The organism is Achromobacter sp. MYb9, from assembly GCF_002975275.1.
Taxonomy (GTDB): Bacteria; Pseudomonadota; Gammaproteobacteria; order Burkholderiales; family Burkholderiaceae_B; genus Achromobacter.
Genome location: NZ_PCOQ01000001.1, coordinates 468,454 through 492,047, shown reverse-complemented (window position 1 = coordinate 492,047; position 23,594 = coordinate 468,454). Strand labels below are relative to the sequence as shown.

Genomic DNA, 23,594 nt, shown 5'->3' with positions numbered 1-23,594 from the left:
TATGACAAGCGCGTTTTTCAACTCAGGAATACGACATCGCCCACCCGCCGCACGGACGCGCCGTACAGCTGCCGGATCTGCGCGATGGCCTGGTCCAGGTTCTTCACTTCATAGCGCGCGCTCAAGCGGTGGCGCGCCAGCGCATCGTTCATCAGCACCACGCGTCCCGGCCGGTAGCGGTTGATCTCGTCCACGGCCAGGTCGAGGGGCAGGTCGTGGAAGCTGACGATGCCCGCGCGCCAGTCCGAGCCGGTTTGCGCAATGTCGGCAGGCGCGCCCAGGGTGGCGTCGTCATAACCCAGTTGTTGACCCGCTGGCAGCAGCAGCGTGGCATTGGCATGCGCCAGTTCCACCTGGCCGCTGTTGCAGCGCACGTGGACGCGGTCGCCGTGCAGCCGCCGCACTTCGATGTCGCCAGACGCCAGCCGCAGACGGGCGGCGCCGGCCCGCACTTCGCATGGCCGGCTTCCGGTGGCCTGGATGGCCGCTTCGCCCGAGACCAGCTCGATACGGGTTTGCATGCCCTTGCTTGAAATGTTGACGCTGGTTTGCGTGTTCAGCGCCAGCGTCACGTGCTGGCCATCAAGGGCGATGCGGCGTTGCTCGCCGGTCAAGGTGCGATAGTCCGCGTGGGCTTCGGCCCACGACGGCCAGAGACCGAAGGGGGGGCGCAATAGCCCGACGGTGGCCAGGCTGGCGAAGGCACCGGCGCCGCCTGCCAGGAACCACCGTCTGCCGGAGACCGCCGGCGCCGGCCGCTTGGGCGTCGGCGTGGGCCGGCTCGCGGCGTAGGCTTGCGTGATCTGCCCCAACTCCCGCCACGCGCGCGCCGCCTGCACCCAGGCGCGTTCATGAGCCGCGCTCTGCGCGCGCCAGGCATTGAAGGCCCGGCCGTCTTGCGTGGTGGGGGATCCCGTCGCCAAGACGCGGGCCCAGGCATGGGCCTCGCGCTCAAGGGCGGAATCGGAACGGGGGCCGGAGGGGCTGTCGGAATTCATGGGGGAGTGTGCTTGCGCGGCCTTATCTGCCGTGCTGATACTTAGACGTTTTCAAACAGCAGGAACGGAACCCCGACGGCCGAAAATAAACACTTTCTTTCAATTATTCCTCCGTCGGCGTCATCGCACGGACGCAGTGCTCGTGCGCGGTCTGTAGTTCGCGCCCCACCAGCCGCACCGAGATGCCCCAGCGTTTGGCCAGGTCCGACCGCGACAGCCCTTCGACGCGCGCGGCAAGCAGGATGTCCCGTTGGCGCGGCGTCAGCGCATCCAGCACCTGGAACATCCGGGTCAGGTCCGAACGCGACTGCACCACGTCGCCCGGCCCGGGGCTGGCATCCGCCACGTCGAAGAATTCGCTGACTTCGCTTTCGCTCAGCAGCCGCACGTCTTGCCGGATGCGGTCGATGGCCACGTGCACGGCGGTATTGACCAAATAGGACTGCGGATGGCGCACGGCATCCAGGTCGTCCCGCACGGATAAGCGCAGGTAGGCGTCATGCAGCGCGTCGCCCGCCAGATCGGACGCGCCGCCCAGCCGGCGGGCCACCTGATGCTTGATGGCGTCGTAGCGGTCGACGATCAGACGCCGCAGCGCGGCCAGGCCATTGCCGCTCATGGCGCGCAGCCGCCGTAGCGGCGCGCGGCCTCGGGCGTGATCAACAGGGTGGCGGGAAGCCCGAAGCCCGCCGGCGGGGCGCCGATGGGCACGCCGCTTAGCGCGTCCCGGATCGCCGGTTCCATGTCAGGGTGGCCGGTGGCGTGCACCTTCACGTCGGACAGCGCGTGGGCCGGGTCCAGGCTTACGCGCAGCGCCACCCGGTAGTCGCCGGTGCGCAGGGCGGGCCGGGCGCATAGCGCGGCCAGCACCCGGCTCTGCAGGCGGCCATAGTATTGCTGGCGATCCGCGCGCGAGGCGGGCGGCGGGGGCGCGGCCGGCGTGCGCAATCGGGGCATCAGCATCAATGCCCGGGGAGCCGTGTAATGCGCCTGAAGGTCCGTTCCCGCCAGCAGCCGCGTCAGCGCTTCGCGAGCGGTGTAGCGGCCGGTCAGCGCGGGGGCGGTCTTGCCGGCCGCCTGCCCCGTGTCGTAAAGGACGGAATCGCCCGTCAGTTCGCCATATTGCTGCAAGGCGTCGTGCAACGGCTGGCGCGGCCAGTCGAAGACATACTCCGGAGTGGCCGCCTGCGGGGCGGCGTTCACGGGGAGTGACGCGGCAACGGCGGCGCCGACGGCCAGGGTGGCGACCATGTTGCGCAAGTGCCTCAGAAGAAAATCCAACGCAGACCGCCGTGAGGCAGCGAAAGAGCGGCCATGGTAATCGTCGAAGATTAAACTTTTGTTGCGCCGGGATGTCCTTTCAGTGAAGCTCGGACACGCTGGTGTAAAGTCGTTTGCCTGGGGTTTCTCCTAAAGGACACGATGGTGCATGACTCCTACGAAACGTCGATCCTGCTTTTCTCTTATGGGACGCTGCAGGACAAAACGGTGCAACTGGCCACTTTCGGCCGCGAATTGACTGGGCGGCCCGATGCGATGACGGGCTATGTCCTGCATTGGGTGGCCATTACCGACCCCCAGGTCCTGAAGACCAGCGGCAAGGCGCAGCACCCGATCGTGTACGCCAGCTACGATCCTAAAGACGAAGTCCCGGGCATGGTGTTCGAAATCAGCCAGGATGAACTGCGCGCGGCCGACAGCTATGAAGTCGCCGACTACAAGCGCGTATCGGTGCTGCTGAAATCCGGCGTGCACGCCTGGGTGTACATCAAGGCGTGATCCCCGTTCCCGCTGCGGGATGCTGCTTTCAGGGGCCGCCTCGCGGCCTTTCTGTTTTGCGCACCGGGCGTCAGGGCTTCAGGCCCAGGCGCCGCGCCAGTTTATGCAGGTTGCTGGCGTCGACGTCCAGCGCGCGCGCGGCGTGGGCCCAACTGCCCTGATGCGCGTGCAGCGCCCGGCGGATCGCCTGGCGTTGGCACGCGTCCACCGTGTCGCGCAATGACGGGATGCCGACGGCGGGCGTATCGTCGGACCCCGCGTCCGGCGTGGGCATGGGCGCATCGTGGTCCGACACGTCCAGCAGGCCGGTTTCCAGCGTGACGATGTCGTTGCGGTCGGCGCCGTGGCTGACCGCCTTGATGGCGGCGCGGCTGATCACGTGTTCCAGTTCGCGCACATTGCCGGGCCAGGAATAGCGGCGCAGCATTTCCTCGGCGTCTTCGGACAGCCGCAGGCTGCGCAGGCCCAGCCGCGCCCGGTTCAGTTCCAGGTAGCGGCCGGCCAGCAGCAGGATGTCGTTGCCGCGTTCGCGCAGCGGCGGGATCGGCACCGGGTAGACGGACAGGCGGTGATAGAGGTCGGCGCGGAAATCCCCGGCTTGCACCAAGTCTCGCAAACTGCGGTTGGTGGCGGCGACGATGCGCACGTCCACGGTGCGGGGACGGTCGTCGCCCAGGCGCTGGATCTCGCCGTTCTGCAAGGCGCGCAGCAGCTTGGCCTGCACCAGCAGCGGCAGCTCGCCGACTTCGTCCAGAAACAGGGTGCCGCCGTTGGCCGCCTCGAAGCGGCCGGGCCGGTCGGTGACCGCGCCGGAGAACGCGCCTTTGGCGTGGCCGAATAATTCGCTTTCGGCCAAGGATTCCGGCAGGGCGGCGCAGTTCACGTGCACCAGCGGCTTGCCACCGCGGCGCGACAGACGGTGCACGCGATGCGCGAACAACTCCTTGCCGACGCCGGTTTCACCCAGCAGCAGGATCGGCAGATCGGAATCAGCCACCACGTCGATTTCATGCAGCAGACGGACGATGGGGGCGCTGTTGCCCAGGATTTCGTAGCGGTCCGGGGGCACGTTGTCGGCGGGAGCTGGGCCGCGGGCATCGCGCAGGGCGCGGATCTCGGTTTCCAGCCGGGTGGTGCGCAACGCGGCCTCGACCAGCACGATGGCGTCGCGCAGTTCGGACTGGGCTTCGGCGTCGAAGGTGCCGACTTGCAACGCGTCCAGCGTCAGCACGCCCCAGGGCTGGCCTTCGACATGCAGGCTGGTGCCCATGCAGTCGTGCACAGGCAGCGGTTCGCCGGCCATGCCATTGATCAGGCCGTCATAGGGGTCGGGCAGCGTACTGTCGTGATGGAAGCAGGTGACGCCGCGGCGGGACAGAATGGCGGCCAGGCGCGGGTGCTGGTGCACGGCGAAACGTCGGCCCAGTGCGTCGCGGGTCAGGCCGTCGACCGCGACGGGTCGCAGGTGATCCTCTTCCTGCTGAAGCAAGGCGACGGCGCCGCAGCGGAAATGCGCGCGCAGGCTGGAAACCAGCCGTTGCAGGCGGATGGCGGGCGGCAGGTCAGCCACCAGGTCGGCAAGCAGGAGGTTTTGCATGGGGTTGATTTTACCGTCGCGGGGTGATTAAAACCCCAGGCTGCGATGGTGTTATCTACCCGAAGTTTTGCAAGTGTTTGATTTAAAGCAAGGTTTTTCTGGCATGGTTTTCGCTCTTACTCCGGTACCCGTCAAGATCACTGGAGAGACGCGATGAGCATGGTTGAGCAATCCCTGGGCCAATTGGCCCGTAGCATCCCGGGCGCCACGCAGGTGTTCCACGAATACGAACTGGATTTTTGCTGTGGCGGCAAGAAAAGCCTGGGCGAAGCCGCGGCCCAGCGGTCGCTGGACCCGACGCAGATCGAAGCGCGCTTGATCGCGCTGTCGCGGAATCCGCCCCACGAAAAGGACTGGGGCGCGGCATCGCCCGCCGAACTCATCGACCACATCCTGGCGCGATATCACGACGTGCACCGCCAGCAGCTGCCCGAACTGATCCGGCTGGCATTGAAGGTCGAGCAGGTGCACGCCGACAGCCCGGATTGCCCCACTGGCCTGGCCGACCACCTGCGCACGATGCACCAGGAACTGGAAAGCCATATGCAGAAGGAAGAGCAGGTGCTGTTTCCGATGCTGGCCCGCGGCCACGGAGCGATGGCGACCATGCCCATCATGGTGATGCGCATGGAACACGACGACCATGGCGTGGCATTGGAACGCCTGCTGGCGCTGACGAACGACCTGACCTTGCCGCGCGCCGCATGCAATACCTGGCGCGCGCTGTATCTGGGCATCCGCACGTTCAAGGAAGACCTGATGGCGCATATCCATCTGGAAAACAACATCCTGTTCGACGACGCCGGGGGGCGGGTACCGCCCAGCCCGATCCCGACACAAAAGGAATGAAAACGGCCAACCGTATTGCAGCCGAACGGGCCGTGCCGCCTGTAAACTCGGGTCACCTTAAGGCTCAGGGGATGCTTGATGGCCGGCAGCAGTTTTTTCGCATTGTTCGACGACATCGCCACGATTCTGGATGATGTCTCCGTCATGACCAAAGTCGCGGCCAAGAAAACGGCCGGCGTGCTGGGCGACGACTTGGCGCTGAACGCGCAGCAGGTGGCCGGCGTGCCGGTCAACCGGGAACTGCCCGTCGTGTGGGCGGTGGCCCGGGGTTCCTTCATCAACAAGCTGATCCTGGTGCCTTCGGCGCTCTTGATCAGCGCCTTCCTGCCATGGGCCGTGACGCCGCTGCTGATGCTGGGCGGCGCCTTCCTGTGCTTCGAAGGCGTGGAGAAGCTGGCCCACAAGTTCCTGCCGCATGGCGAGTCGGTCGAAGGCAATCACGCCGCGCGCGCCGAAGCGCTGCAGAACGCGTCCGTCGACATGGTTGCCTTCGAACGCGACAAGATCAAAGGCGCGGTGCGTACTGACTTCATCCTGTCCGCCGAGATCATCGTCATCAGCCTGGACGCGGTGGCGAACGCCGATTTCACGCGCCAGGTGATGGTGCTGTCGATCATCGCCGTCGCCATGACGGTAGGCGTCTACGGCCTGGTGGCCGGCATCGTCAAACTGGACGACCTGGGCCTCTACCTGAGCCAGAAGCGGTCGCAGGCGACGGCCTGGCTGGGCAAGCGCATCGTGGGCGCGGCGCCCTACCTGATGAAGACCCTGTCGGTGGTGGGCACCGCGGCCATGTTCATGGTGGGCGGCGCGATCCTGACCCATGGCATTGCGCCGGTGCACGCCGCCGTCGAGCATGCCGCCGCCGCGGTGGGCGGGGGCGCCGTGGTGCACGCGTTGACGTCCACTTTGCTCAACGCCCTGTTCGGCATCGTGGCCGGGGCCGTGGTGCTGGGCGTGGTCAGCGTGGTCAAGCGGCTGTTCAAGAAAGGCTGACGCGGCAGGGCGCCGCATCCCCCGCGGCGCCCCAATACTTCCCCCAAGATTGAAACAACGGCCGGGCCTATCCGGCCTGGGCTTGTTGGCCCTAGGGAATCCCCTGCCTTGTTGGGTGGAAACACCTACGCATAGAATTGGCGCCAATTTATGTGATTATTATTTTGACCACCGGCATACACCATGCGCCCGCCCGCGGCCATGGAAACGAGGAAATCATGCAGTCCAACGCAGCTCCCGCCATCCAACCCGACGCCGCCCGCGCGCGGGCCATATACGACCTGGGTCACAGCACTGTCTTCGCAGCCCGCACCGATCCGCGCTTTTCCTATTGCATGTATGTGCCGCCGCACATCGATACCGCCAAGCACCCGATGGAGCTGGTGGTGATCATGCACGGCACCGGCCGCGCTTTCGTGGAATACCGCGACGCGTTCGCCGAGTTCGCGCGCTGGAACGACTGCATCGTGCTGTGCCCGCTGTTCCCCGTGGGTCCGCTGGGCGACGGCAACCGCGACGGCTTCAAGCAACTGCGCGAGGGCGATATCCGCTACGACCAGATCCTGTTGGACATGGTGGCGGAAGTCGGTGAGAAATTCGGCCGCGATTTCAAAAAGTTCGGCCTGTTCGGCTATTCGGGCGGCGGCCAATTCGTCAACCGTTTCGCCTACCTGCATCCGGAAAGCCTGTGGGCGGTGTCGATCGGCGCGCCGGGCTCGGTCACGCTGCTGGACCCCAGCCAGGACTGGTGGGTAGGCGTGCGCGACGTCGAATCCCGTTTCGGCAAGGGCGTCGACATCGAGGCGCTCAAGCAGGTCGCCGTTCACATGATCGTGGGCAAGGCCGACCTGGAAACGTGGGAAATCACCCATCGTGAAGGCGGAAAATTCTTCATGCCGGGTGCCAACGACGCCGGCAGGACGCGCCCCGAGCGCCTGGAGGCGTTGCGCCGTTCTTTTGAAGCCCAGGGCGTGAAAGCAGAGCTGGACCTGGTGGAGAACGTGCCGCACGACGGGCTGAAGTGCGTGGGCCAGGTGCAGGACTTCCTGGCGCGCGCGCTGCGCAAGTTGCGACATGTTGATCATTGATATCGCCGGACGCGGACGCGTCGCGCAGCCGCGCGGCGTTCAGGACTAGGAGAGGGCCATGCTGCGTTTTGCGCTATCCCGGATTGTCATGGCGGTGCCGACCCTGCTGATCGTGGCGGTGGCGGTGTTCGTGATGATCCGGTTGATTCCGGGCGATCCCGCCCAACTGCTGTTGGGCGATCTGGCCACGCCGGCCGCGCTGGCGGACCTGCGTGCGCGCCTGGGGCTGGACCAGACCTGGCTGACCCAGTTCGGCATCTGGTTCGGCAACATGCTGCACGGCGATCTGGGGTCGTCCATCAACACCGGGCAGCCCGTGCTGCCCCTGGTGTGGGACCGCTTCCTGATCAGCGGGCGCGTCGTGCTGGTGGCGGTGCTGTTTGCCGCGCTGGTCGCCGTGCCCGCCGGCATGATCGCGGCCTGGAAGCAGAACAAATGGCCCGACCTGTTCCTGGTCGGTTCGGCGACCCTGCTGGTGTCCATCCCGACCTTCTGGCTGGGATTGCTGCTGCTGATCTTCTTCGGCCTGAAGCTGCAATGGCTGCCCGTGGTGGGCTATGTGTCCATCGGCGAGGACTGGAAAGCGGGCCTGCTGTACCTGGCCATGCCCATCCTGACGCTGTTCCTGCACGAGATCGGGGTGTTGATGCGCATGGCGCGCGCCAGCACGCTGGAAGTGCTGCGGCTGGACTACATCACCCATGCACGCGCCAAGGGCCTGTCCGAGTCGGCGGTGCTGATGCGCCACGCGTTCCGCAACGCCTTCGGTCCCACCTGGACGCTGATCGGCCTGGTGCTGGGTAATTTGCTGGGCGGCATTGCGGTGGTGGAAACGGTGTTCACCATTCCCGGACTGGGACGCCTGCTGGTGGACTCGATCTTCGCGCGCGACTACCCGGTGATTCAGGGCTGCCTGCTGTTCGTGGGCGTCGTCTACGTGATCGTGAACTTGCTGATCGACCTTTGCTATCCCATCTTCGACCCGAGAGTGACCGCCGAATGAAAAAGCGAATCGCAGCTAACGCGCTCCTGGGCGGCGTGATCGTCGGGGCGATGATCGTCGCGGCGGTCATGGGCGCTTTCTGGACACCGCATGACCCGCTCAAGATCAACTTCGTCGCGCGGCTCAAGCCGCCCGGCGGTGACTTCCTGCTGGGCACCGACGAATTCGGCCGCGACGAACTGTCGCGCCTGTTGGCGGGGGCCGCAAGCAGCGTCTGGATCAGTCTGCTAACCGTGACGTTCGCCATTGTGGCCGGTACCGCCATCGGCACCTTGACGGGTTTCGTGCGCGGTTGGACCGACCGCATCATCATGGCATTCAACAACGCGCTGCTGGCCTTCCCGGGCCTGTTGCTGGCGTTGGGGCTGCTGGCCGTGGTGGGCGCCAACAAGTACGGCATCATCCTGGCGCTGGGCCTGGCCTACACGCCATCGGTGACGCGCATCGTGCGGGGCACGGTGCTGTCCCTGCGCGAAAAGGAGTTCATCGAATCGTCCCGGGTGCTGGGCAATTCCGAGCTCTACACCATGTTCCGGCATGTGCTGCCCAACTGCGTCGCGCCGTTGACCGTGCTGGCCACGTCCATGTTTGGCTGGGTGATCCTGGCGGAAAGCGCGCTGTCCTTCCTGGGCCTGGGCGTGCCGCCGCCCGCGCCGACCTGGGGCAACATGCTGGCCGCCGCGCGTCCGTTCATGGCGCAGGCGTCGTATTTATCCATTCTTCCCGGCCTGGCCATTGCGCTCGCGCTGCTGGGGATCAACCTGCTGGGCGACGCGGTGCGAGACCGTCTCGATCCCCGCATGAGGGGCGTGCAATGAGCGCACTGGTAGCGGTATCAAACCTGACCTTGACAGTGGGCGCCGGCGGCCGCGAGATCGTCAGCGGCGTGTCCTTCGAGGTCGCGCCGGGCGAAATGGTCGGCATCGTCGGCGAATCCGGCAGCGGCAAGACCCAGGCGGCGCGCGCCATCATGGGCCTGACGCCGGCGCCGCTGGTGGTCGCGGGCGGGGCCATTCTGTTCGAGGGCGTGGACGTGACGAAGGCCGATCCGGCCGTGCTGCGCAAGCTGCGCGGGGCGCGCATCGGCATGGTCTTCCAGGAGCCAATGACTTCGCTGAACCCGTCCATGCCGATCGGCCGCCAATTGGACGAAGGCCTGAAACTGCACCGCAAGTCCTTGTCCACGGCGCAGCGTCGCGAACGCATCCTTGAAATGCTGCGCCGCGTGGGCATCCGCGACCCCAAGGGGGCGATGGACGCCTGGCCGCACGAGTTCTCGGGCGGCATGCGTCAACGCATGATGCTGGCCTCGGTGATGCTGCTGGAGCCGGCGCTGCTGATCGCCGACGAGCCCACCACCGCCCTGGACGCGGTGGTGCAGCGCGACGTGCTGGAACTGATGGTGGACCTGACGCGCGAACACCACACGGCGGTGCTGATGATCAGCCACGACCTGCCGATGGTGGCGCGCTATACCGAGCGCATGGTGGTGATGCAGCACGGCAAGGTGCTGGAAACGGGCACGACCGCCGGCATCCTCGCGCGGCCGCAGCATCCCTACACGCGCAAGCTGCTGGACGCGATGCCCCGCCGCCTGCCGGCCCGCAAGCTGGCCCCGGAGGCGCCCATCGTCGAGGTCAAGAACCTGGTGGTGGACTACGCCGGCCATCAGCGGTTGTTTTCCCGCACGGGCGCCAAGCGCGCCTTGAATGGCATCGACCTGCATGTTCAGCCGCGAGAGGTCGTGGCGGTCGTGGGCGGATCGGGGTCGGGCAAGACGACGCTGGGCCGGGCGATCGCCGGTCTGCTGGCGCCTACGTCCGGCCAGATCCTGTTCCGCAACCAGCCGGTGAGCCGGCGCTCGGCGGCCTGGCGCGACTACCGCTTGAATTGCCAGATGGTGTTCCAGGACCCGTATTCATCGCTGGACCCGCGCATGACCATCGGCCAACTGGTGGGCGAAGGCCTGCGCATGCTGGACAACATGTCTTCGGCGGACAAGCGCCGTCGGGTCGACGAGGTGTTGGCGGAGGTGGGCCTGGGGTCCGAGTACGCCAAGCGCTTTCCGCACGAAATGTCGGGCGGCCAACGCCAGCGCGTGGCCATCGCCCGCGCCATCGTGCGCCGGCCGGCGTTCGTGATCGCCGATGAACCCGTGTCCGCCCTGGACGTGACCGTGCGGGCGCAGGTGCTGGACCTGTTCGCCGATCTGCAGGAACGGCACGGCTTTTCGTGTTTGTTCATCAGCCACGACCTGGGCGTGGTCGAGCAGGTGGCGGACCGGGTGGTGGTGATGCGCGACGGCGGCATTGTCGAACAGGGCTCGCGCGACGCGGTGTTCGACCAGCCGCGGGAAGACTACACGCGCAGCCTGCTGTCGGCGATCCCGGCGCTGGAATCCACCGATACCGGCGGCGTGCGTCTGCGCTGGCGGTTGGACGGGCACGAACCCTTGCGGGCCATTGCGTGAGGGCAGGGGGAATCCTCTGCTATCGCCGCAAGGAGTTACGCCTAAAATACGCGTTTTGGAATTGATTGACGGGAGTGGGCCATGCCGAAAGCGCCGGCGACACAACCTGGCCTGGTTGACCGTATTGCCCATGATATTCAGTCGGGCGTGTATGGTCCCGGCGCCTGGTTGAAACAAATCGACCTGCAAGAACGCTATGACGCCAAGCGTCTGGACGTGCGGCGGGCATTAGACCAATTGGCCGCCAAGCGGGTGATTGCGCACATCCCGAACCGGGGCTATCACGTCCATGCGATGGACCCGGACCAGCACCTGCAGATCCGCGATATCCGTATCCTGCTGGAAACCGGGGCGGCGGCCGACCTGATGCCGAATGTCACGGCGGCAAAGGTGCGCGCGCTGCGCACCCTGGCCGAACGGTTCGCCAAGCTGCTGCATGACGGCACCTTGCTGGAGCAATACGAGGTCAATCTGGCGTTCCACGCAGGCATGTACGACCTGTGCGGCAATCGCGAGCTGGCGGCGTTGATCCAGGAAACCCGCGCGCGCGGGCCCGCCGCACCCGCCAAGGAATGGGTGACCCGTTCGCGCATCGAGATCTCGGCCCGCGAGCACTTCGACATGGTCGACGCGCTGGAGGCGCGCGACGTGAAGCGGCTGCAAAAAATCATCGCTCAGCACGTGGGCCAGGATATCTCCTGACGCGGCACAACGTGCCGGATTGCGCTTCGCCCACGCGGCGGCCCACCTGCAAAGGGGGCCGCCGCGGTGTTTTTGGCGGGGGTTTCAGGGATACCCCCGATGGCGGCCCTCCGTGGACTCTCCATAATTAGCAGATTATTTTGGCGCCAATATATGCGTGAATTCTGCGCCACACGCCGGGGAGTCTTTTCCATGCACCACCACTTTGTTCCCAGGGCGCTCGCGCTCTCCCTGGCGCTTGCCGCCGTCCCCGTCCACGCCGCCGTGCTGACCGTGGCGCAACCGGCGGACATCCGGTCGACCAACCCTGGCGTCAACCGCGATAACACCACCGACGGCGTCGTGCTCAACATCGTCGAAGGCCTGGTCGGCTACCGCGAGAACGGAACGGTCGGCCCGCTGTTGGCCAAGTCGGTGGACCTGTCGCCGGACGGCTTGACGTATACCTTCACGCTGCGCGACGGCGTCAAGTTCCACAACGGCGCCACGCTGACGTCCGCCGATGTGATCTGGAGCTGGCAGCGCTACATGGATCCGAAGACGGATTGGCGCTGCCGCAGCGACTTCGACGGCCGCAATGGCCTGAAAGTCACCGACGTGTCCGCGCCCGACGCGAAGACCGTCGTCATGAAAGTGGACCGCAAGTCGGCGGTGTTCCTGGATTCGCTGGCCCGCACCGATTGCGGCATGACCGCCATCATTTCAAAAGATTCGGTCGCCGCCGACGGATCGTGGATCAAGCCCGTCGGCACGGGCCCCTACATGTTCAAGGACTGGAAGCGCGGCGAATACACCTTGCTGTCCGCATTCAAGGACTACGTGTCGCCCGAAGGCGATAAGCCGGATGGCTACGTCGGTTCCAAGCGTCCGCTGGTGGACGAGGTGAAGTTCCTGGTGGTGCCGGACCCGTCCACGTCCAAGGCTGGCCTGATGTCTGGCGCCATCGACGCCAGCCAGATCACCAACACCGATGTGGGCGAACTGAAAAGCGCCAAGAACCTGACGGTTTTCAGCCCGCACGATGCCGTCAAGCACGTGCTGCTGTTTCAGACCCAGGACCCGGTGTTGAAGAACGTGAAGGTGCGCCAGGCGATCGCCGCCGCGCTGGATATCCCGCAAGTCGTCGCCGCCGCGTCGGAGGGGCTGGGCCAATTGAACAACTCGGCGGTCTACGCCGGATCGGCCTACTACAAGGAAGCCGAAAAGCGCAGCTACCAGTACGACCCGGCGCGCGCGCAGCAATTGCTGAAGGAAGCGGGCTACAAGGGCGAACCCATTGTTATTTACGCCAATAAGCGCGCCCACGTACCCAGCTATCAGGTGGCCGTGATCGCCCAGGCCATGATGCAGTCGGTCGGCATCAACGCCAAGATCGAAGTGCTGGAGTGGGCCACGCAACTGGACCGCTACAACACCGGCAAGTATCAGGTCAGCTCGTTCTCGTTTTCGTCCCGGCTGGACCCGTCGCTCAGTTTCGAGCAGTTCGCCGGCGACAAGGCCAAGCAGCCGCGCAAGGTCTGGGACGACCCCGCCGCGCAAAAGCTGATCGACGAAAGTTTCCTGGAATCCGACCCGGCCAAGCGCCAGGCACTCTTCGACCAGTTGCACGCGCTGATGCTGGAACAGACGCCGATGCTGATGCTGTACAACGGCGCGGACGCCTGGGCCGTCGGCAAGCGCGTCGAGGGCTTCTCGGTCTGGGAAGGCAAGCCCCGCGTGTGGGAAACCAAAGTGGTCGAAGGAAAATAGGCCGGCCCGGGGGCGTATACCCACGGCGCGCGTAACGCCCGTGCGAAGCAAGCATCGCCACGACGCCACCAAACATGTATGCCGATTGTGGCCGCCCGCGCGGCCGCAATTCGGCGGGCGCCGCAAGACTCTTGACTAACCACGGGTCTGGCAGCGCCTCAATCCAAGACGCTGGTAGCCCGTCGGCGGCGCCACCCGGATGGCGCGCAACCTCGATGCGCCCGAGGGAATCTGAAGGCAGGCGCCGCAGGCGCCAACGAAGATGACGAGGGGGCAGTCCGGAGCGAAGGCTCCGGACCGCAATCGTGGGCGCGCGCCATCCGGGTGGCGGCGCCGATGGGCGGCCTACTTAATACAGATGGCGCTCACTGAGAAACCCGCTCCACTTCCCATGCACGCGGCTTCTTCACCGCCCAAGGTTGATACCCCTTGATGCTGCTCCGGTAAGCGCCGATATCCAGCCCGTTATAAAGCGGAATGCTGGGAACATCCGCCAGGAACAACTGGTGCAGCTGATCGAACGTGGCCTGCCGCTTGGCGTGGTCCGTATCGACGGACGCCGCTGCCACCAGCTTCGCGGCCTCTGGGTTATCCCAGACCTTGCGCGGTTGCTTGGCCTTGTCGCCCGTCACCATCTCGTAGTTCAGCGCCGCGTCCAGGCGCGCCGAATACGGGAACGTCATCATCTGGTAGGTGCCCGCGTTATAGCGGTCCAGCTGCGTCGCCCACTCCACCACCGACAACTGCGCGTTGATGCCGATCGACTGCAGCATCGCCTGCACGATCACCGCCGAGTTATACGACTGCGGATAGCGTTTGGTGGTCAGGATCGATAGTTCCTGGCCCTTGTAGCCCGCTTCCTTCAGCAGCTTCTGCGCCTGTGCCGGATCGTAATTCCAGCCTTGCTTCTGGACCGCGTCATGGTAGGGCGAGACCAGCGGCACAATCGAATTGTTGGGCTGGGCCAGGCCTTCGGTCACGGCCGCGGCCAATTGCTTGTAGTCGATGGCGTGGGCCAAGGCCTGGCGCATCTTCGGGCTGGACAGCACCGGGTCCTTGGTCTGCAGCAGCAGCGCCGTCATGCTCATCACCGGTGCGTAGGCCACCTTCACATTCGGCGTGCCTTGCAGCACGGGAACGTCGTTGTTGGACACGTCTTCGATGATGTCGATGTTGCCGCGCTGCAAAGCAGCCTTGGCGGTGGAATCGTCGGGCACGATCATGAAGCGGACTTCATCCACCAGCGGGCGCTTCGAACCGGTATAGCCGTCGCGCTTGCCATCCAGGTTCGAATAGCCGGCGAACTTGGTCAGGCGGATATATTCGCCGCGCTTCCATTCAGCCAATTCGAATGGGCCGGTGCCCACGGGTTTGATCCAGGCGCCGTCCGCGCCGACCGAATCCCTGGACAGGATGCCGGTGCCGCCGCAATCGGTGCGGGCCAGCGACGCCAGGAACAGGCTGGTGGGCTTTTCCAGGTGATACACCACCGTCTGCGCATCGGGCGCTTCCACGCCGGTGACCTTCACCGTGCCGCGGCCGTCGAATTCGCTGGCGCAGCGCCAGCCGGAATTGGCGGCGGTGTAATGCTGCCAGGTCCACAGCACGTCGGCCGACGTCATCGGTTTGCCGTTGTGGAACTTGATTCCATCGCGCAGCTTGAAGGTATACGTCTTGCCGTCGGCGCTGATGTCGACCGATTTGGCCAGCAGTGGGCGCACTTCGGCGTCCTCGCCGTAGGCCACCAGGCCTTCAACGATGTGCAGCACGACCGCGTCGCTGTTGCTGTCGCGGTTGACGCCGGGCTCGGTGGAGCGGATGTCGGCCGTCAGCGAAATACGCAACGGCGGCGCCGATTGCGCGACCGCCGCGCCGGCCAGGCTGGCAAGCGCCAGCGCAACCGCGGCGTGCAGACAATGATGCTTCATTGATATTTCCTCGGGTTGCGCGGACGCGTTGCCGGTCAGGCGGCGGCCAGCAGTTCAGGTTCTGCGGTCAGGCTGTAGCGGGTGAACGTGCGGTTAAGCGCCGGCAGCGGCGCCACTTCCATCAGGCCCGCAGCGGGTTCCATCACGACCATGGCGACCGTGGCCGACAAATTGTCGTGGCTGCCGGGGCGCGGCGGGCGGCAAACGGAGTAGGGCGAACCGAAGTCGTCGAACAGCGCGCGCTTCAAGTCTTCGCGCGTCAGTGCCGTCTTCTCGTTCAGCAGGCGGCGCACGCGCCAGTCGCGGTAAGCGCTTTCCGGTGTGCTGGCGCGGCCGGTGTCGCGCAGCTTGCCAAGCGCCACTTCGCTGACCCAGTGGTTGGCGTGCACGATCAGATCGTCGACGCCGGGGTAGATCGGGAAGGCTTCATCCGTGGTGCATTCGTAGTCGACGCCAAAGCCGGCGGCCATGCCGATCATGATGTTGTTGGAGCACGACTTGGGCGTGGTGGCGACGGCCTTGATGGCCAGCGCGAAATGCTGCTGTTCCAGCACCTTGCGGCGGATCAGCGACAGCGGCACGCCCAGCTGGCGGAAGTCGCGGTCGGATTCCAGATAGTTCGCGGTGATGGACACGCCTGCGCTGTTCAGGCCGCTGCGTGCCAGGCCGCCGGCTTCCACGAACGTCAGGATGTCGGGGCCGTTGTCGTTGCGCACGCGCAGCACGACGGCCGTTTCGGCGCATTCGGCGCGCCAGTCCCAATTCTGGCCGTGGATCAGGTTACCGTTGGCCGAGCGGGTGGGCAGGATCAACGCGCCGGTGCAGCCGTCGCCGGGTTCCAGTTCGGCCGCTTTTTTCTTTTCGGCGCGCGCCTTGGCGACGACTTCGGTGCGGGCGTTCACCATGACGATGTCTTCGAACGACACGTCGGCGCCTGCGGCGATACCGCGCATTTCTTCGAGGTAGTGCGGAGCAAAGTCCTCGATTTCACGCGCGAAATGGGCGATGAGTTCGGTGCGCGCCATGGCGTCGTAGCCCAGGTCGACCAGGGTCTGGCCGTACATGGCCGCGCTTTTGCGCACACGGTTGGCGGCTTGCTGGCCATAAGCGCGGCCACGGGCTTCGGGCGTGCCGGAAACCGATACGAAGGGGAATTGGGTGATCTGGGTCATGGACGGGTAAGCGGCGACGCGCGCCGTGGGGTCGGAAGGGGATTCAAATCTGCAAAAATGTTAGCTTATTTTGGCGCCAATATTGCTCAGGGTTTACCCAGTGACGCGCTGACCGTTACCTTCCTGGCGACCCGGCTGAACACGATTGCGCAGGACAAGACGACGGCGCTGCTGCAGTCCGCCGCCCGCCGCATCGAGTCGTTGGCCCTGGCCGCGCGCATGAAAGAACAGGCCCCCGCGCCGTAGGCGGCAGGGGCCTGTCTCAAGTCAAACGCAGCGGGTCGCGTCAGGGCTGCCTGGCGGCCGTCTCCGGTGCTCGCGTGGGCGAACCCATGGCCTGGAACAGCGCCGCGGTTTCGGTCAGGCGCGCATTCGCGTATTCCAGTTCGCGCAGCCGCGCCGCCACGTAGTGCTGTTCGGCCGCGTATTCCGTATAGGGCGCCAGCGCGCCCAGCCGTACCCGGCTGGCCGTATTGCGGTAGGACTGCTCGGCCGCGCGCCGCGACGCCTCGGCCGACGCCAGCGCCTGGCCGTCGGCGTCCAGTCGCGACAGCGTATCGGCCACATCCTGGAACGCGGTCAGCACGGTCTGCTTGTATTGCAGCACGGCGGCTTGATAGCGTTCCTGGGAGGCGCGGCGTTCGGCCAGCAGCGCGCCGCCATGGAAGATGGGCTGTGTCAGCGATGCCCCGATGGCCCAGATCGGCCCGGCGCCCGACAGCGCCGACGGCCAACTGAAGCCGCCTTTGCCCATGGACGCCGATAGCGACAGGCTTGGGAACAACTGCGCGGTGGCCACGCCCACGTCGGCCGCCGCGGCTTGCACCACGGCATCGGCCACCAGGATGTCCGGCCGCGACGCCAGCAGTTCCGACGGCACCACCACCGGCACCTGCGGCGGCACCGCCAGCGTGCCGAATGCCAGATCGTCCGGGGCCTGGTCGGGGCTGCGGCCCAGCAGCACGGCCAGCGCATGCCGGGTGGCGTGCCATTGCGCGCGCAGGCCGGGCAGCGAGCCTTCCAGCGTGGCGGCATCCTGGTCGGCGTCCAGCGCATCGTTCTGCGATGCCGATCCCAGTTCGTAGCGGCGCTGCGTATCGCGCGCCACCTGGCGCAACAGCACCACCTGCTTTTCCGTCAGCGCCACACGCTCGGCCAGCGATGCGGACGTGATGGCGCCGGTGACGATATTGCCTGCCAGCGATCGGCGCGCGGATTCCAGCTGGAACGCCTGCTGTTCGACTTGCGCCGCCAGCGAGGCGTTGGCGAAGCGCGCGGCGCCGAACAGGTCCAGGTCGTAGGTGGCCTGGATCTGTCCGGTGAAGACGTTGTACAGCGCCGTGGGCTCGGGCAGGTTCGGCATCGTCAGCGCCCGGTTGCGCGTGGCGTTCGCGCCGGCGTCCACCGACGGCAGCAAGGACGAATTGACTTGCGCGCGTAGTTGCTCGCGCGCGCCCGCCAGGTTGCGTTCAGCGGCGGCCAGGTTGGGGCTGTTGGCCAGGCCTTCTTCCACCAGCGCGTCCAGCGCGGGGGAACCATAGCGTTTCCACCACTCTGGCACCGGGCGCGCACCTTGTTCAAAACGTTGCGCCACGCCCTGGGCGGTGGCGCCCGCAGCGGGCGTGGCTTCCACGCCGTACTGCGCGGGCGGCGTCACCGCGGGCGGCTTGCTGTCCGGGGCGAAGGCGCAGGCGCCCAGCACCAGGATCAGGGGCAGCGCCAGCGGCAGTCTGGCCGAACGGAGGCGAAGGTTCATCATCATCAGGTTCCTCGTTGCAGCGTGTCGGCGGCGTTGGCGCCGGGCGGCACGCCTTCCGGTTCGTCGCGTTCGTCATGGCGCACGCGGAACCAGGCCGCATACAACGCGGGCAGGAAGAACAGCGTCAGCACGGTGGCGCTGGTGATGCCGCCCATCAACGCCGTCGCCATGGGGCCGAAGAAGTTGCTGCGCAACAGCGGGATCAGGGCCAGCACCGCCGCGGCGGCCGTCAGCACGATGGGGCGAAAGCGCCGCACCGTGGCGCCGACGATCGCATCCACGCGCTTGTGCCCGTTCAGGATGTCTTGCTCGATCTGGTCGACCAAAATCACCGAGTTGCGCATGATGATGCCAAACATGGCGATCACCCCCAGCATCGCGACAAAGCCGAAGGGCTTGCCGAAAAGCAGCAGCGCCGCGACCACGCCGATCAGTCCCAGCGGCGCGGTCAGCACCACCATCAGCACCCGTGCGAAGCTTTGCAGCTGCACCATCAGCAGGGTCAGCACGGCCACTGCCATCAGCGGCATCTGCGCATTGATGGACGACTGGCCCTTGGCGCTTTCCTCGACCGGGCCGCCGACTTCGATGCGGTAACCGACGGGCAGCTCGGCGCGGATCGCGTCCAGCTTCTTGTCGATGGCGTGCGTGACGTCGATGCCCTGCGATCCGCTGGCCACGTCCGCCTGCACCGTGATGGTGGGTTGGCGGTCGCGTTCCCAGATCACACCGTATTCCAGGTCATAGCGCACCTGTCCCAGGCTGCCCAGCGGCACGGGGCCGTTGGGCGTGGGCATGGCCAGCGTAGCCAGGCGAGCGGGGTCGACGCGTTCGTCGCGCGGTGCCCGCAGGCTGACGTTGATCAGCTTGTCGCGCTCGCGGTATTGCGTCACGTTGTAGCCCGACAGGGTCATGGCCAGGAAGTCGGAAATGTCGCTTGAACTGATGCCCAGCTCGCGCGCCTTCTGCTGGTCGATCTCGAAGCGCACGGAACGTTCCGACGGCTCGTCCCAATCGAACTGCACGTTGACGGAACGGCTGTCCGCGCGAACTTCGGCGGCAACCTTTTCGGCCACGGCGCGCACGTCGGAGATCTTGTCGCCGCTGACGCGGAACTGCACCGGGTAGCCCACGGGCGGCCCATTTTCCAGGCGCGACAGCCGGGTGCGGATGGCGGGGAATTCCTGGCGCAGCATCGGCGTCAGCCATTGCGCCAGTTTTTCCCGGTCTTCCACGGAATGGGCGGTGATGACCAACTGGGCGAAGTTGGGCGTGGCCAGTTGCTGGTCCAGCGGCAGGTAAAAGCGCGGCGCGCCCGTGCCGACGAAACTGACCGAATGGTCGATTTCGGGCCGGCCATCCAGCGCCTTTTCCAGCCGTTCGACCTGGCGCAGGGTGGCGGCGAACGACGCACCTTCCTGCAAGCGCACGTCCACCAGCAGTTCGGTGCGGTCCGAACTGGGAAAGAACTGTTGTGGTACCAGTTTGAAGCCCGCCATCGACACGACGAAAACCAGCACGGTGGCCGCCAGCACCCAATAGCGCCGGTCCACGCACCAGGCCACCCAGCCGCGCAGGCGCTGGTAGAAGCGGGTGTCGTAGATGTCGTGTTCGTGATCGTGCGGCAGATGGGATTCACGCTTGCGCTCGGGCAGCAGGCGATACCCCAGCAGCGGGATCAGCACCACGGCGGCGAACCACGAGGTGATCAGCGCAATGGCGGACACCTGGAAGATCGACCGCGTGTATTCGCCCGTGCTGGACTTGGCCAGCGCGATCGGCAAAAAGCCCGCCACCGTGACCAGCGTGCCGGTCAGCATGGGAAACGCGGTGCTGGTGTAGGCATACGCCGCCGCGCGGGCGCGGCTCCAGCCTTGTTCCAGTTTCACCGACATCATTTCCACGGCGATGATGGCGTCGTCCACCAGCAGGCCCAGCGCCAGCACCAGCGTGCCCAGCGACACTTTGTGCAATCCGATTCCGAACACGTCCATGAACAGCGCCGTGACCGCCAGCACCACCGGAATGGAAATCACCACGACCATGCCCGTGCGCAAGCCCAGCGACACCAGGCTGACGATCAGAACGATGGCGACGGCTTCCGCCACCGACCGCAGGAAGTCGTCGACGGAATGCGACACCGCCTGGGGCATGCTGGATACCTCGGTCAGCGTCAGGCCGGCCGGCAGTTGCGCCTTGAGCTTTTCGAACGTCGCGCCCAGCGATTTACCCAGCCGCACCACATCCTGACCGGGCTGCATGGTGATGCCGATGCCCAGCACGGGACTGCCGCCCGCGCGCATCTGTTCGATGGGTGGGTCGTCGTAGCCGCGATGGATCGTGGCGATGTCGCCCAGCCGGATCGACTTGCCGTTCACGCGGATCAGCGTATCCGCCAGCGCGCGGCTGTTTTCGAACTGGCCGGTGGGGCGCACGAAGATGCGGTCGTCGGCGGTCGTCAGCGTGCCGGCGCTGGCCACCGCGTTCTGCGTGTTGATCGCCTGGGCGATCTGTTGCGGCGACACGCCCAGCCGCGTCAGCTGCGTGTTCGAGATTTCGATGTAGACGTGTTCGGCCTGGTCGGCAAAGTAGTCGACCTTGGCGACCCCGGGCACGCGCAGCAGCACGGTGCGCAGCGTGTCCGCATAGTCATGCAGTTGCGCGGGCGGGAAACCGTCGCCGTGCAAGGTATAGATATTGGTGTAGACGTCCCCGAACTCGTCGTTGAAGAACGGACCCTGCACGCCCTGGGGCAAGGTGGCCTGGATGTCGCCGACTTTCTTGCGCACCTGATACCACTGATCGGCCACCATGCTGGCCGGCGCCGAATCCTTCATGGTGTAGAAGATCAGCGATTCGCCGGGACGCGAGTAGCTGCGCAGGAAATCCGTATTGGCGGTCTCTTGAAGCTTCTTGCCAATGCGGTCGGTGACCTGTTCCTGCACCTGCTGCGCCGTCGCGCCCGGCCAAAGGGTCTTGATGACCATGACGCGGAAGGTGAAGGGCGGGTCTTCGGATTGCGCCAGCTTGGAATACGACAGCACGCCGAACAGCGTCACCAGCGTAATGATGAAGATCACGAGCGGCTGGTGGCGCAGCGCCCAGGCCGACAGGTTGAACTTGCCTTCTTCGTGGCTGTGCCCAGCCTCGCGGTCCGGCGCGCTCATGACGCGAAATCCTCGGGATGCAGCGGAGGCACGGCGCGGACGCGCTCGCCCGCCGAAACGGTATGCACGCCTTGCCAGACCAGGCGCTCGCCCGCCTGCACGCCGCCGGACAACGTGACCGAACGCGCGTCGTAGCGCAGCACCTGCACGCGGCGCAGCTCCAGCGTGTCTTCTTGCGGCTTGACCACCCAGACCGCCGGTTGCTTGCCATCATGGAACAGCGCGGTGGCCGGCACGGTATAGGTCGCCTGATTGTCCACGCCGCGGTTGTCGAAGCTGATGTTGGCGGTCATGCCCAACCGGACGTCGGGCGATGGGGAATCCAGCGTGAGCTTGACTTGGTAGGTGCGGCTTTGCGGATCGGCCGCGGGGGCGATCTCGCGCAAGGTGGCGGTGAAGGTCTTGCCGGGCAGCGGGCCCAGCGTGACGCTGGCGCGCTGGCCAACGGCCAACGCGGCCAGCACGCTCTCGGGCACGTCGCAGATGGCGTCGATGTCGCCGGACCAGGCCAATTGGTAGACGGGCGTACCCGCGGCCACGTTCTGGCCGGTGTCTGCCTGTTCCGCGGTAATGACGCCCGCGTGGTCGGCTTGCAGGGACGTGTATTTCAGCTGGTCGGCCGACAGCGCCGCCTGCTGGGCGGCCTGGTCCCGCTGCGCCAGCGCCGAGGCGTAGGCGTTGCGGGTCTGTTCCAGCTGGGTGGCGGCAATCAGGTTTTCACGCGATTGGGCGCGGTCCCGGTCCAATTGCTGGCGTGCATAGTCCAGTTGATGCTGGGCAGCCGACAACTGGGCCTTCGCGGCCGCCGCGTTCTTGGCGGCGTCGGCCGGGTCCAGCTTGGCCACGATTTGGCCGGGGGTGACGGTGTCGCCCAACCTGACATGGCGTTCGATGATCTTGCCGGCCACGCGGAACGACAACGGCGTGCTGTAGCGAGCCTGCACTTCGCCCGGAAGCGTCCAGGCAGGCAGGCGCTCATCGGCCTGCACCGGCATGGCGACCACGGGGCGCGGCGTGGGGGGAGGCGCTTCCTGGCGGCCGCATCCCGACAGCGCCGCGGCCAGCGCCAGGACGGCCGGCAAGGCCAGCCGGCGGGTCCAGCGGCGCGGGGCAGAAGAGGGCAATGCCGCGGCAGCGGCAAGGTCGTGCGCGGCAGGAATCGCGCAAGGGTCAGGACAATTCACGAAACACCTCGCGGCGCGGAAACGGGGCAAAAGAAGGCGAGTCAAACTCGATACGGCCTGGATTCTAATGCAACTATGAATTCAGATACAAGACTGTATTTGAATGGGCGGCCAGTGCTAAACTCGCGCCATGTCAAAAATCCGCCTTACCCGTGAGCAAAGCCGAGACCAGACGCGCCAGCGCCTGTTCGACGCCGCGCAATCGGTCTTTCTCAGCAAGGGCTTTGTGGCCGCCAGCGTCGAGGATATCGCCGAATTGGCGGGGTACACGCGCGGGGCCTTTTATTCCAATTTCGGCAGCAAGTCCGAGCTTTTCCTGCAGTTGCTCAGGCGCGACCACGAAAAAGTGATGGCCGACATGCGCGCCATCTTCGAAGACGGCGAATCGCGCCCGCAAATGGAAGCCCGCGTGCTTGAGTACTACAGCACGCACCACCGTGAAAACGACTGTTTCCTGCTCTGGATGGAAGGCAAGCTGCAGGCGGCGCGCGACCCGGAGTTCCGGGTCGGCTTCACGGATTGCCTGCGCGAACTGCGCGCCGCCACCACGGAATACGTCCGCCAGTTTTCCGAGCATGTGGGCACGCCGCTACCGATGCCGGCCGAGCAGTTGGCCGTGGGGTTGCTGGCCCTGTCGGACGGCATGCAGTTCAGCTACGCCTTCGATCCGCAAGGCGTCACGCAGGAAATGACCGAAGCCGTATTGTCGGGATTCTTCCGTCGCGTGGTCTTTGGCGACACGCAGCCCAATTAGCCTTGTAGCTCTGATATTTCGATCAAATTCAGATCGGGATCGCGCAGATACACCGAACGGATCTTGCCGGTGGCGCCAGTGCGTGGCACCGGGCCTTCGATGATCGTGGCGCCGGCCTCGTTCAACCGGGCGATTACCTCGTCCAGGGGCCGATCGGCGATAAAGCACAGGTCCAGCGCGCCCGGCACGGGCAAGTGCGCTTTCGGCTCGAACTCTTGGCCGCGCACGTGCAGGTTGATTTTCTGGTTGCCGAAGCGCAGCGCCTGGCGGCCCGCCCCGAAAGTCTCCAGGCGCATGCCCAGGATACGGGTGTAGAAATCCACTGTGGCATCGGGGTCGGTGCAGGTCAGGACCAGGTGGTCTAGATGATCGATCACGCGCTTCTCCGTTATTTCAGAT

The 23,594-nt window shown here is 65.8% G+C and carries 21 protein-coding genes; 11 read left to right on the top strand and 10 right to left on the bottom strand.

Going from position 1 to position 23,594, the window contains the following annotated elements:
* Nucleotides 1-17: 17 nt before the first annotated feature.
* The 3 genes from CQ050_RS02235 to CQ050_RS02225 all read right to left on the bottom strand — a co-directional run bounded on the left by CQ050_RS02235 (nucleotide 18) and on the right by CQ050_RS02225 (nucleotide 2,249).
* On the bottom strand, nucleotides 18-998 hold the full coding sequence (locus CQ050_RS02235) for a FecR domain-containing protein (protein ID WP_105555195.1): 981 nt from the start codon (nucleotides 996-998) through the stop codon (nucleotides 18-20).
* Between the two features lie 103 nt (nucleotides 999-1,101).
* The gene (locus CQ050_RS02230) at nucleotides 1,102-1,617 is read right to left on the bottom strand and encodes an RNA polymerase sigma factor (RefSeq protein WP_105555194.1); all 516 of its coding nucleotides are present in this window, start codon (nucleotides 1,615-1,617) and stop codon (nucleotides 1,102-1,104) included.
* Nucleotides 1,614-2,249: an STN domain-containing protein gene (locus CQ050_RS02225; RefSeq protein ID WP_146120995.1), complete on the bottom strand. Its 636-nt coding sequence runs from the start codon at nucleotides 2,247-2,249 to the stop codon at nucleotides 1,614-1,616. Before CQ050_RS02225 ends, CQ050_RS02230 begins: the two co-directional genes overlap by 4 nt.
* 171 nt (nucleotides 2,250-2,420) lie before the next feature.
* Between CQ050_RS02225 and CQ050_RS02220 the strand changes: the two genes are divergently transcribed.
* Complete coding sequence (locus CQ050_RS02220) at nucleotides 2,421-2,777, top strand: gamma-glutamylcyclotransferase family protein (RefSeq protein ID WP_105555192.1); 357 nt, start codon at nucleotides 2,421-2,423, stop codon at nucleotides 2,775-2,777.
* A 70-nt stretch (nucleotides 2,778-2,847) separates the two neighbouring features.
* On the opposite strand, the gene norR is transcribed toward CQ050_RS02220, so the two are convergent.
* Nucleotides 2,848-4,374 carry a nitric oxide reductase transcriptional regulator NorR gene (norR, locus tag CQ050_RS02215; RefSeq protein ID WP_105555191.1) on the bottom strand — a complete coding sequence of 509 codons (1,527 nt, stop codon included), beginning with the start codon at nucleotides 4,372-4,374 and terminating at the stop codon, nucleotides 2,848-2,850.
* Nucleotides 4,375-4,527: 153 nt separating this feature from the next.
* On the opposite strand from norR, the gene ytfE reads away from it, so the two are divergent.
* The 8 genes from ytfE (at nucleotide 4,528) to CQ050_RS02175 (ending at nucleotide 13,231) form a co-directional block, all read left to right on the top strand.
* Nucleotides 4,528-5,223 carry an iron-sulfur cluster repair protein YtfE gene (gene ytfE / locus CQ050_RS02210; protein ID WP_105555190.1) on the top strand — a complete coding sequence of 232 codons (696 nt, stop codon included), beginning with the start codon at nucleotides 4,528-4,530 and terminating at the stop codon, nucleotides 5,221-5,223.
* Between the two features lie 78 nt (nucleotides 5,224-5,301).
* Nucleotides 5,302-6,219: a DUF808 domain-containing protein gene (locus CQ050_RS02205; RefSeq protein WP_105555189.1), complete on the top strand. Its 918-nt coding sequence runs from the start codon at nucleotides 5,302-5,304 to the stop codon at nucleotides 6,217-6,219.
* Between the two features lie 218 nt (nucleotides 6,220-6,437).
* Nucleotides 6,438-7,307, top strand: a complete 870-nt coding sequence (locus CQ050_RS02200; RefSeq protein ID WP_105555563.1) for a hydrolase — start codon at nucleotides 6,438-6,440, stop codon at nucleotides 7,305-7,307.
* A gap of 58 nt (nucleotides 7,308-7,365) precedes the next feature.
* Complete coding sequence (locus CQ050_RS02195; protein WP_006223711.1) at nucleotides 7,366-8,310, top strand: ABC transporter permease; 945 nt, start codon at nucleotides 7,366-7,368, stop codon at nucleotides 8,308-8,310.
* Nucleotides 8,307-9,128, top strand: coding sequence for an ABC transporter permease (locus CQ050_RS02190; protein WP_105555188.1), 822 nt, complete (start codon nucleotides 8,307-8,309; stop codon nucleotides 9,126-9,128). The genes CQ050_RS02195 and CQ050_RS02190 overlap by 4 nt, the downstream gene beginning before the upstream one ends.
* Nucleotides 9,125-10,780 (top strand): ABC transporter ATP-binding protein, encoded by a 1,656-nt coding sequence (locus CQ050_RS02185; RefSeq protein WP_105555187.1) that lies wholly within the window; start codon nucleotides 9,125-9,127, stop codon nucleotides 10,778-10,780. Before CQ050_RS02190 ends, CQ050_RS02185 begins: the two co-directional genes overlap by 4 nt.
* Before the next feature lie 81 nt (nucleotides 10,781-10,861).
* Complete coding sequence (locus CQ050_RS02180) at nucleotides 10,862-11,482, top strand: GntR family transcriptional regulator (protein WP_105555186.1); 621 nt, start codon at nucleotides 10,862-10,864, stop codon at nucleotides 11,480-11,482.
* Nucleotides 11,483-11,674: 192 nt separating this feature from the next.
* On the top strand, nucleotides 11,675-13,231 hold the full coding sequence (locus tag CQ050_RS02175; protein WP_105555185.1) for an ABC transporter substrate-binding protein: 1,557 nt from the start codon (nucleotides 11,675-11,677) through the stop codon (nucleotides 13,229-13,231).
* 365 nt (nucleotides 13,232-13,596) lie between these two features.
* On the opposite strand, the gene CQ050_RS02170 is transcribed toward CQ050_RS02175, so the two are convergent.
* Both CQ050_RS02170 and CQ050_RS02165 read right to left on the bottom strand, forming a co-directional pair.
* The gene (locus CQ050_RS02170) at nucleotides 13,597-15,159 is read right to left on the bottom strand and encodes an ABC transporter substrate-binding protein (RefSeq protein ID WP_105555184.1); all 1,563 of its coding nucleotides are present in this window, start codon (nucleotides 15,157-15,159) and stop codon (nucleotides 13,597-13,599) included.
* Nucleotides 15,160-15,194: 35 nt separating this feature from the next.
* The gene (locus CQ050_RS02165) at nucleotides 15,195-16,331 is read right to left on the bottom strand and encodes a C45 family peptidase (RefSeq protein ID WP_105555183.1); all 1,137 of its coding nucleotides are present in this window, start codon (nucleotides 16,329-16,331) and stop codon (nucleotides 15,195-15,197) included.
* 57 nt (nucleotides 16,332-16,388) lie between these two features.
* Here CQ050_RS02165 and CQ050_RS02160 point away from each other — a divergent pair, with 57 nt between their 5' ends.
* Nucleotides 16,389-16,577: a hypothetical protein gene (locus CQ050_RS02160; RefSeq protein WP_233213774.1), complete on the top strand. Its 189-nt coding sequence runs from the start codon at nucleotides 16,389-16,391 to the stop codon at nucleotides 16,575-16,577.
* Between the two features lie 40 nt (nucleotides 16,578-16,617).
* Here CQ050_RS02160 and CQ050_RS02155 read toward each other — a convergent pair whose 3' ends face one another.
* From CQ050_RS02155 to CQ050_RS02145, 3 genes are read right to left on the bottom strand one after another with little or no spacing between them, the layout of a single operon-like run.
* Nucleotides 16,618-18,090, bottom strand: a complete 1,473-nt coding sequence (locus CQ050_RS02155; protein ID WP_369868241.1) for an efflux transporter outer membrane subunit — start codon at nucleotides 18,088-18,090, stop codon at nucleotides 16,618-16,620.
* A gap of 2 nt (nucleotides 18,091-18,092) precedes the next feature.
* Nucleotides 18,093-21,257, bottom strand: coding sequence for an efflux RND transporter permease subunit (locus CQ050_RS02150; RefSeq protein ID WP_105555182.1), 3,165 nt, complete (start codon nucleotides 21,255-21,257; stop codon nucleotides 18,093-18,095).
* Complete coding sequence (locus CQ050_RS02145; protein WP_105555181.1) at nucleotides 21,254-22,381, bottom strand: efflux RND transporter periplasmic adaptor subunit; 1,128 nt, start codon at nucleotides 22,379-22,381, stop codon at nucleotides 21,254-21,256. The genes CQ050_RS02150 and CQ050_RS02145 overlap by 4 nt, the downstream gene beginning before the upstream one ends.
* Before the next feature lie 190 nt (nucleotides 22,382-22,571).
* Here CQ050_RS02145 and CQ050_RS02140 point away from each other — a divergent pair, with 190 nt between their 5' ends.
* Entirely contained in the window at nucleotides 22,572-23,195 is a 624-nt protein-coding gene (locus tag CQ050_RS02140) for a TetR/AcrR family transcriptional regulator (protein ID WP_105555180.1), read from the top strand.
* On the opposite strand, the gene CQ050_RS02135 is transcribed toward CQ050_RS02140, so the two are convergent.
* A complete protein-coding gene (locus CQ050_RS02135; protein ID WP_105555179.1) occupies nucleotides 23,192-23,572 on the bottom strand; it encodes a VOC family protein in 381 nt (126 codons plus the stop codon). The two genes, CQ050_RS02140 and CQ050_RS02135, sit on opposite strands and share 4 nt — an antisense overlap.
* Nucleotides 23,573-23,594 lie beyond the last annotated feature (22 nt).

What these genes read in the sequence shown, in the direction of transcription:
- CQ050_RS02235 (WP_105555195.1), bottom strand. Translation starts at nt 998, where the DNA reads ATGAATTCCGACAGCCCCTCCGGCCCCCGTTCCGATTCCGCCCTTGAG.
- CQ050_RS02230 (WP_105555194.1), bottom strand. Translation starts at nt 1,617, where the DNA reads ATGAGCGGCAATGGCCTGGCCGCGCTGCGGCGTCTGATCGTCGACCGC.
- CQ050_RS02225 (WP_146120995.1), bottom strand. Translation starts at nt 2,249, where the DNA reads ATGGTCGCCACCCTGGCCGTCGGCGCCGCCGTTGCCGCGTCACTCCCC.
- CQ050_RS02220 (WP_105555192.1), top strand. Translation starts at nt 2,421, where the DNA reads ATGGTGCATGACTCCTACGAAACGTCGATCCTGCTTTTCTCTTATGGG.
- norR (WP_105555191.1), bottom strand. Translation starts at nt 4,374, where the DNA reads ATGCAAAACCTCCTGCTTGCCGACCTGGTGGCTGACCTGCCGCCCGCC.
- ytfE (WP_105555190.1), top strand. Translation starts at nt 4,528, where the DNA reads ATGAGCATGGTTGAGCAATCCCTGGGCCAATTGGCCCGTAGCATCCCG.
- CQ050_RS02205 (WP_105555189.1), top strand. Translation starts at nt 5,302, where the DNA reads ATGGCCGGCAGCAGTTTTTTCGCATTGTTCGACGACATCGCCACGATT.
- CQ050_RS02200 (WP_105555563.1), top strand. Translation starts at nt 6,438, where the DNA reads ATGCAGTCCAACGCAGCTCCCGCCATCCAACCCGACGCCGCCCGCGCG.
- CQ050_RS02195 (WP_006223711.1), top strand. Translation starts at nt 7,366, where the DNA reads ATGCTGCGTTTTGCGCTATCCCGGATTGTCATGGCGGTGCCGACCCTG.
- CQ050_RS02190 (WP_105555188.1), top strand. Translation starts at nt 8,307, where the DNA reads ATGAAAAAGCGAATCGCAGCTAACGCGCTCCTGGGCGGCGTGATCGTC.
- CQ050_RS02185 (WP_105555187.1), top strand. Translation starts at nt 9,125, where the DNA reads ATGAGCGCACTGGTAGCGGTATCAAACCTGACCTTGACAGTGGGCGCC.
- CQ050_RS02180 (WP_105555186.1), top strand. Translation starts at nt 10,862, where the DNA reads ATGCCGAAAGCGCCGGCGACACAACCTGGCCTGGTTGACCGTATTGCC.
- CQ050_RS02175 (WP_105555185.1), top strand. Translation starts at nt 11,675, where the DNA reads ATGCACCACCACTTTGTTCCCAGGGCGCTCGCGCTCTCCCTGGCGCTT.
- CQ050_RS02170 (WP_105555184.1), bottom strand. Translation starts at nt 15,159, where the DNA reads ATGAAGCATCATTGTCTGCACGCCGCGGTTGCGCTGGCGCTTGCCAGC.
- CQ050_RS02165 (WP_105555183.1), bottom strand. Translation starts at nt 16,331, where the DNA reads ATGACCCAGATCACCCAATTCCCCTTCGTATCGGTTTCCGGCACGCCC.
- CQ050_RS02160 (WP_233213774.1), top strand. Translation starts at nt 16,389, where the DNA reads ATGTTAGCTTATTTTGGCGCCAATATTGCTCAGGGTTTACCCAGTGAC.
- CQ050_RS02155 (WP_369868241.1), bottom strand. Translation starts at nt 18,090, where the DNA reads ATGATGAACCTTCGCCTCCGTTCGGCCAGACTGCCGCTGGCGCTGCCC.
- CQ050_RS02150 (WP_105555182.1), bottom strand. Translation starts at nt 21,257, where the DNA reads ATGAGCGCGCCGGACCGCGAGGCTGGGCACAGCCACGAAGAAGGCAAG.
- CQ050_RS02140 (WP_105555180.1), top strand. Translation starts at nt 22,572, where the DNA reads ATGTCAAAAATCCGCCTTACCCGTGAGCAAAGCCGAGACCAGACGCGC.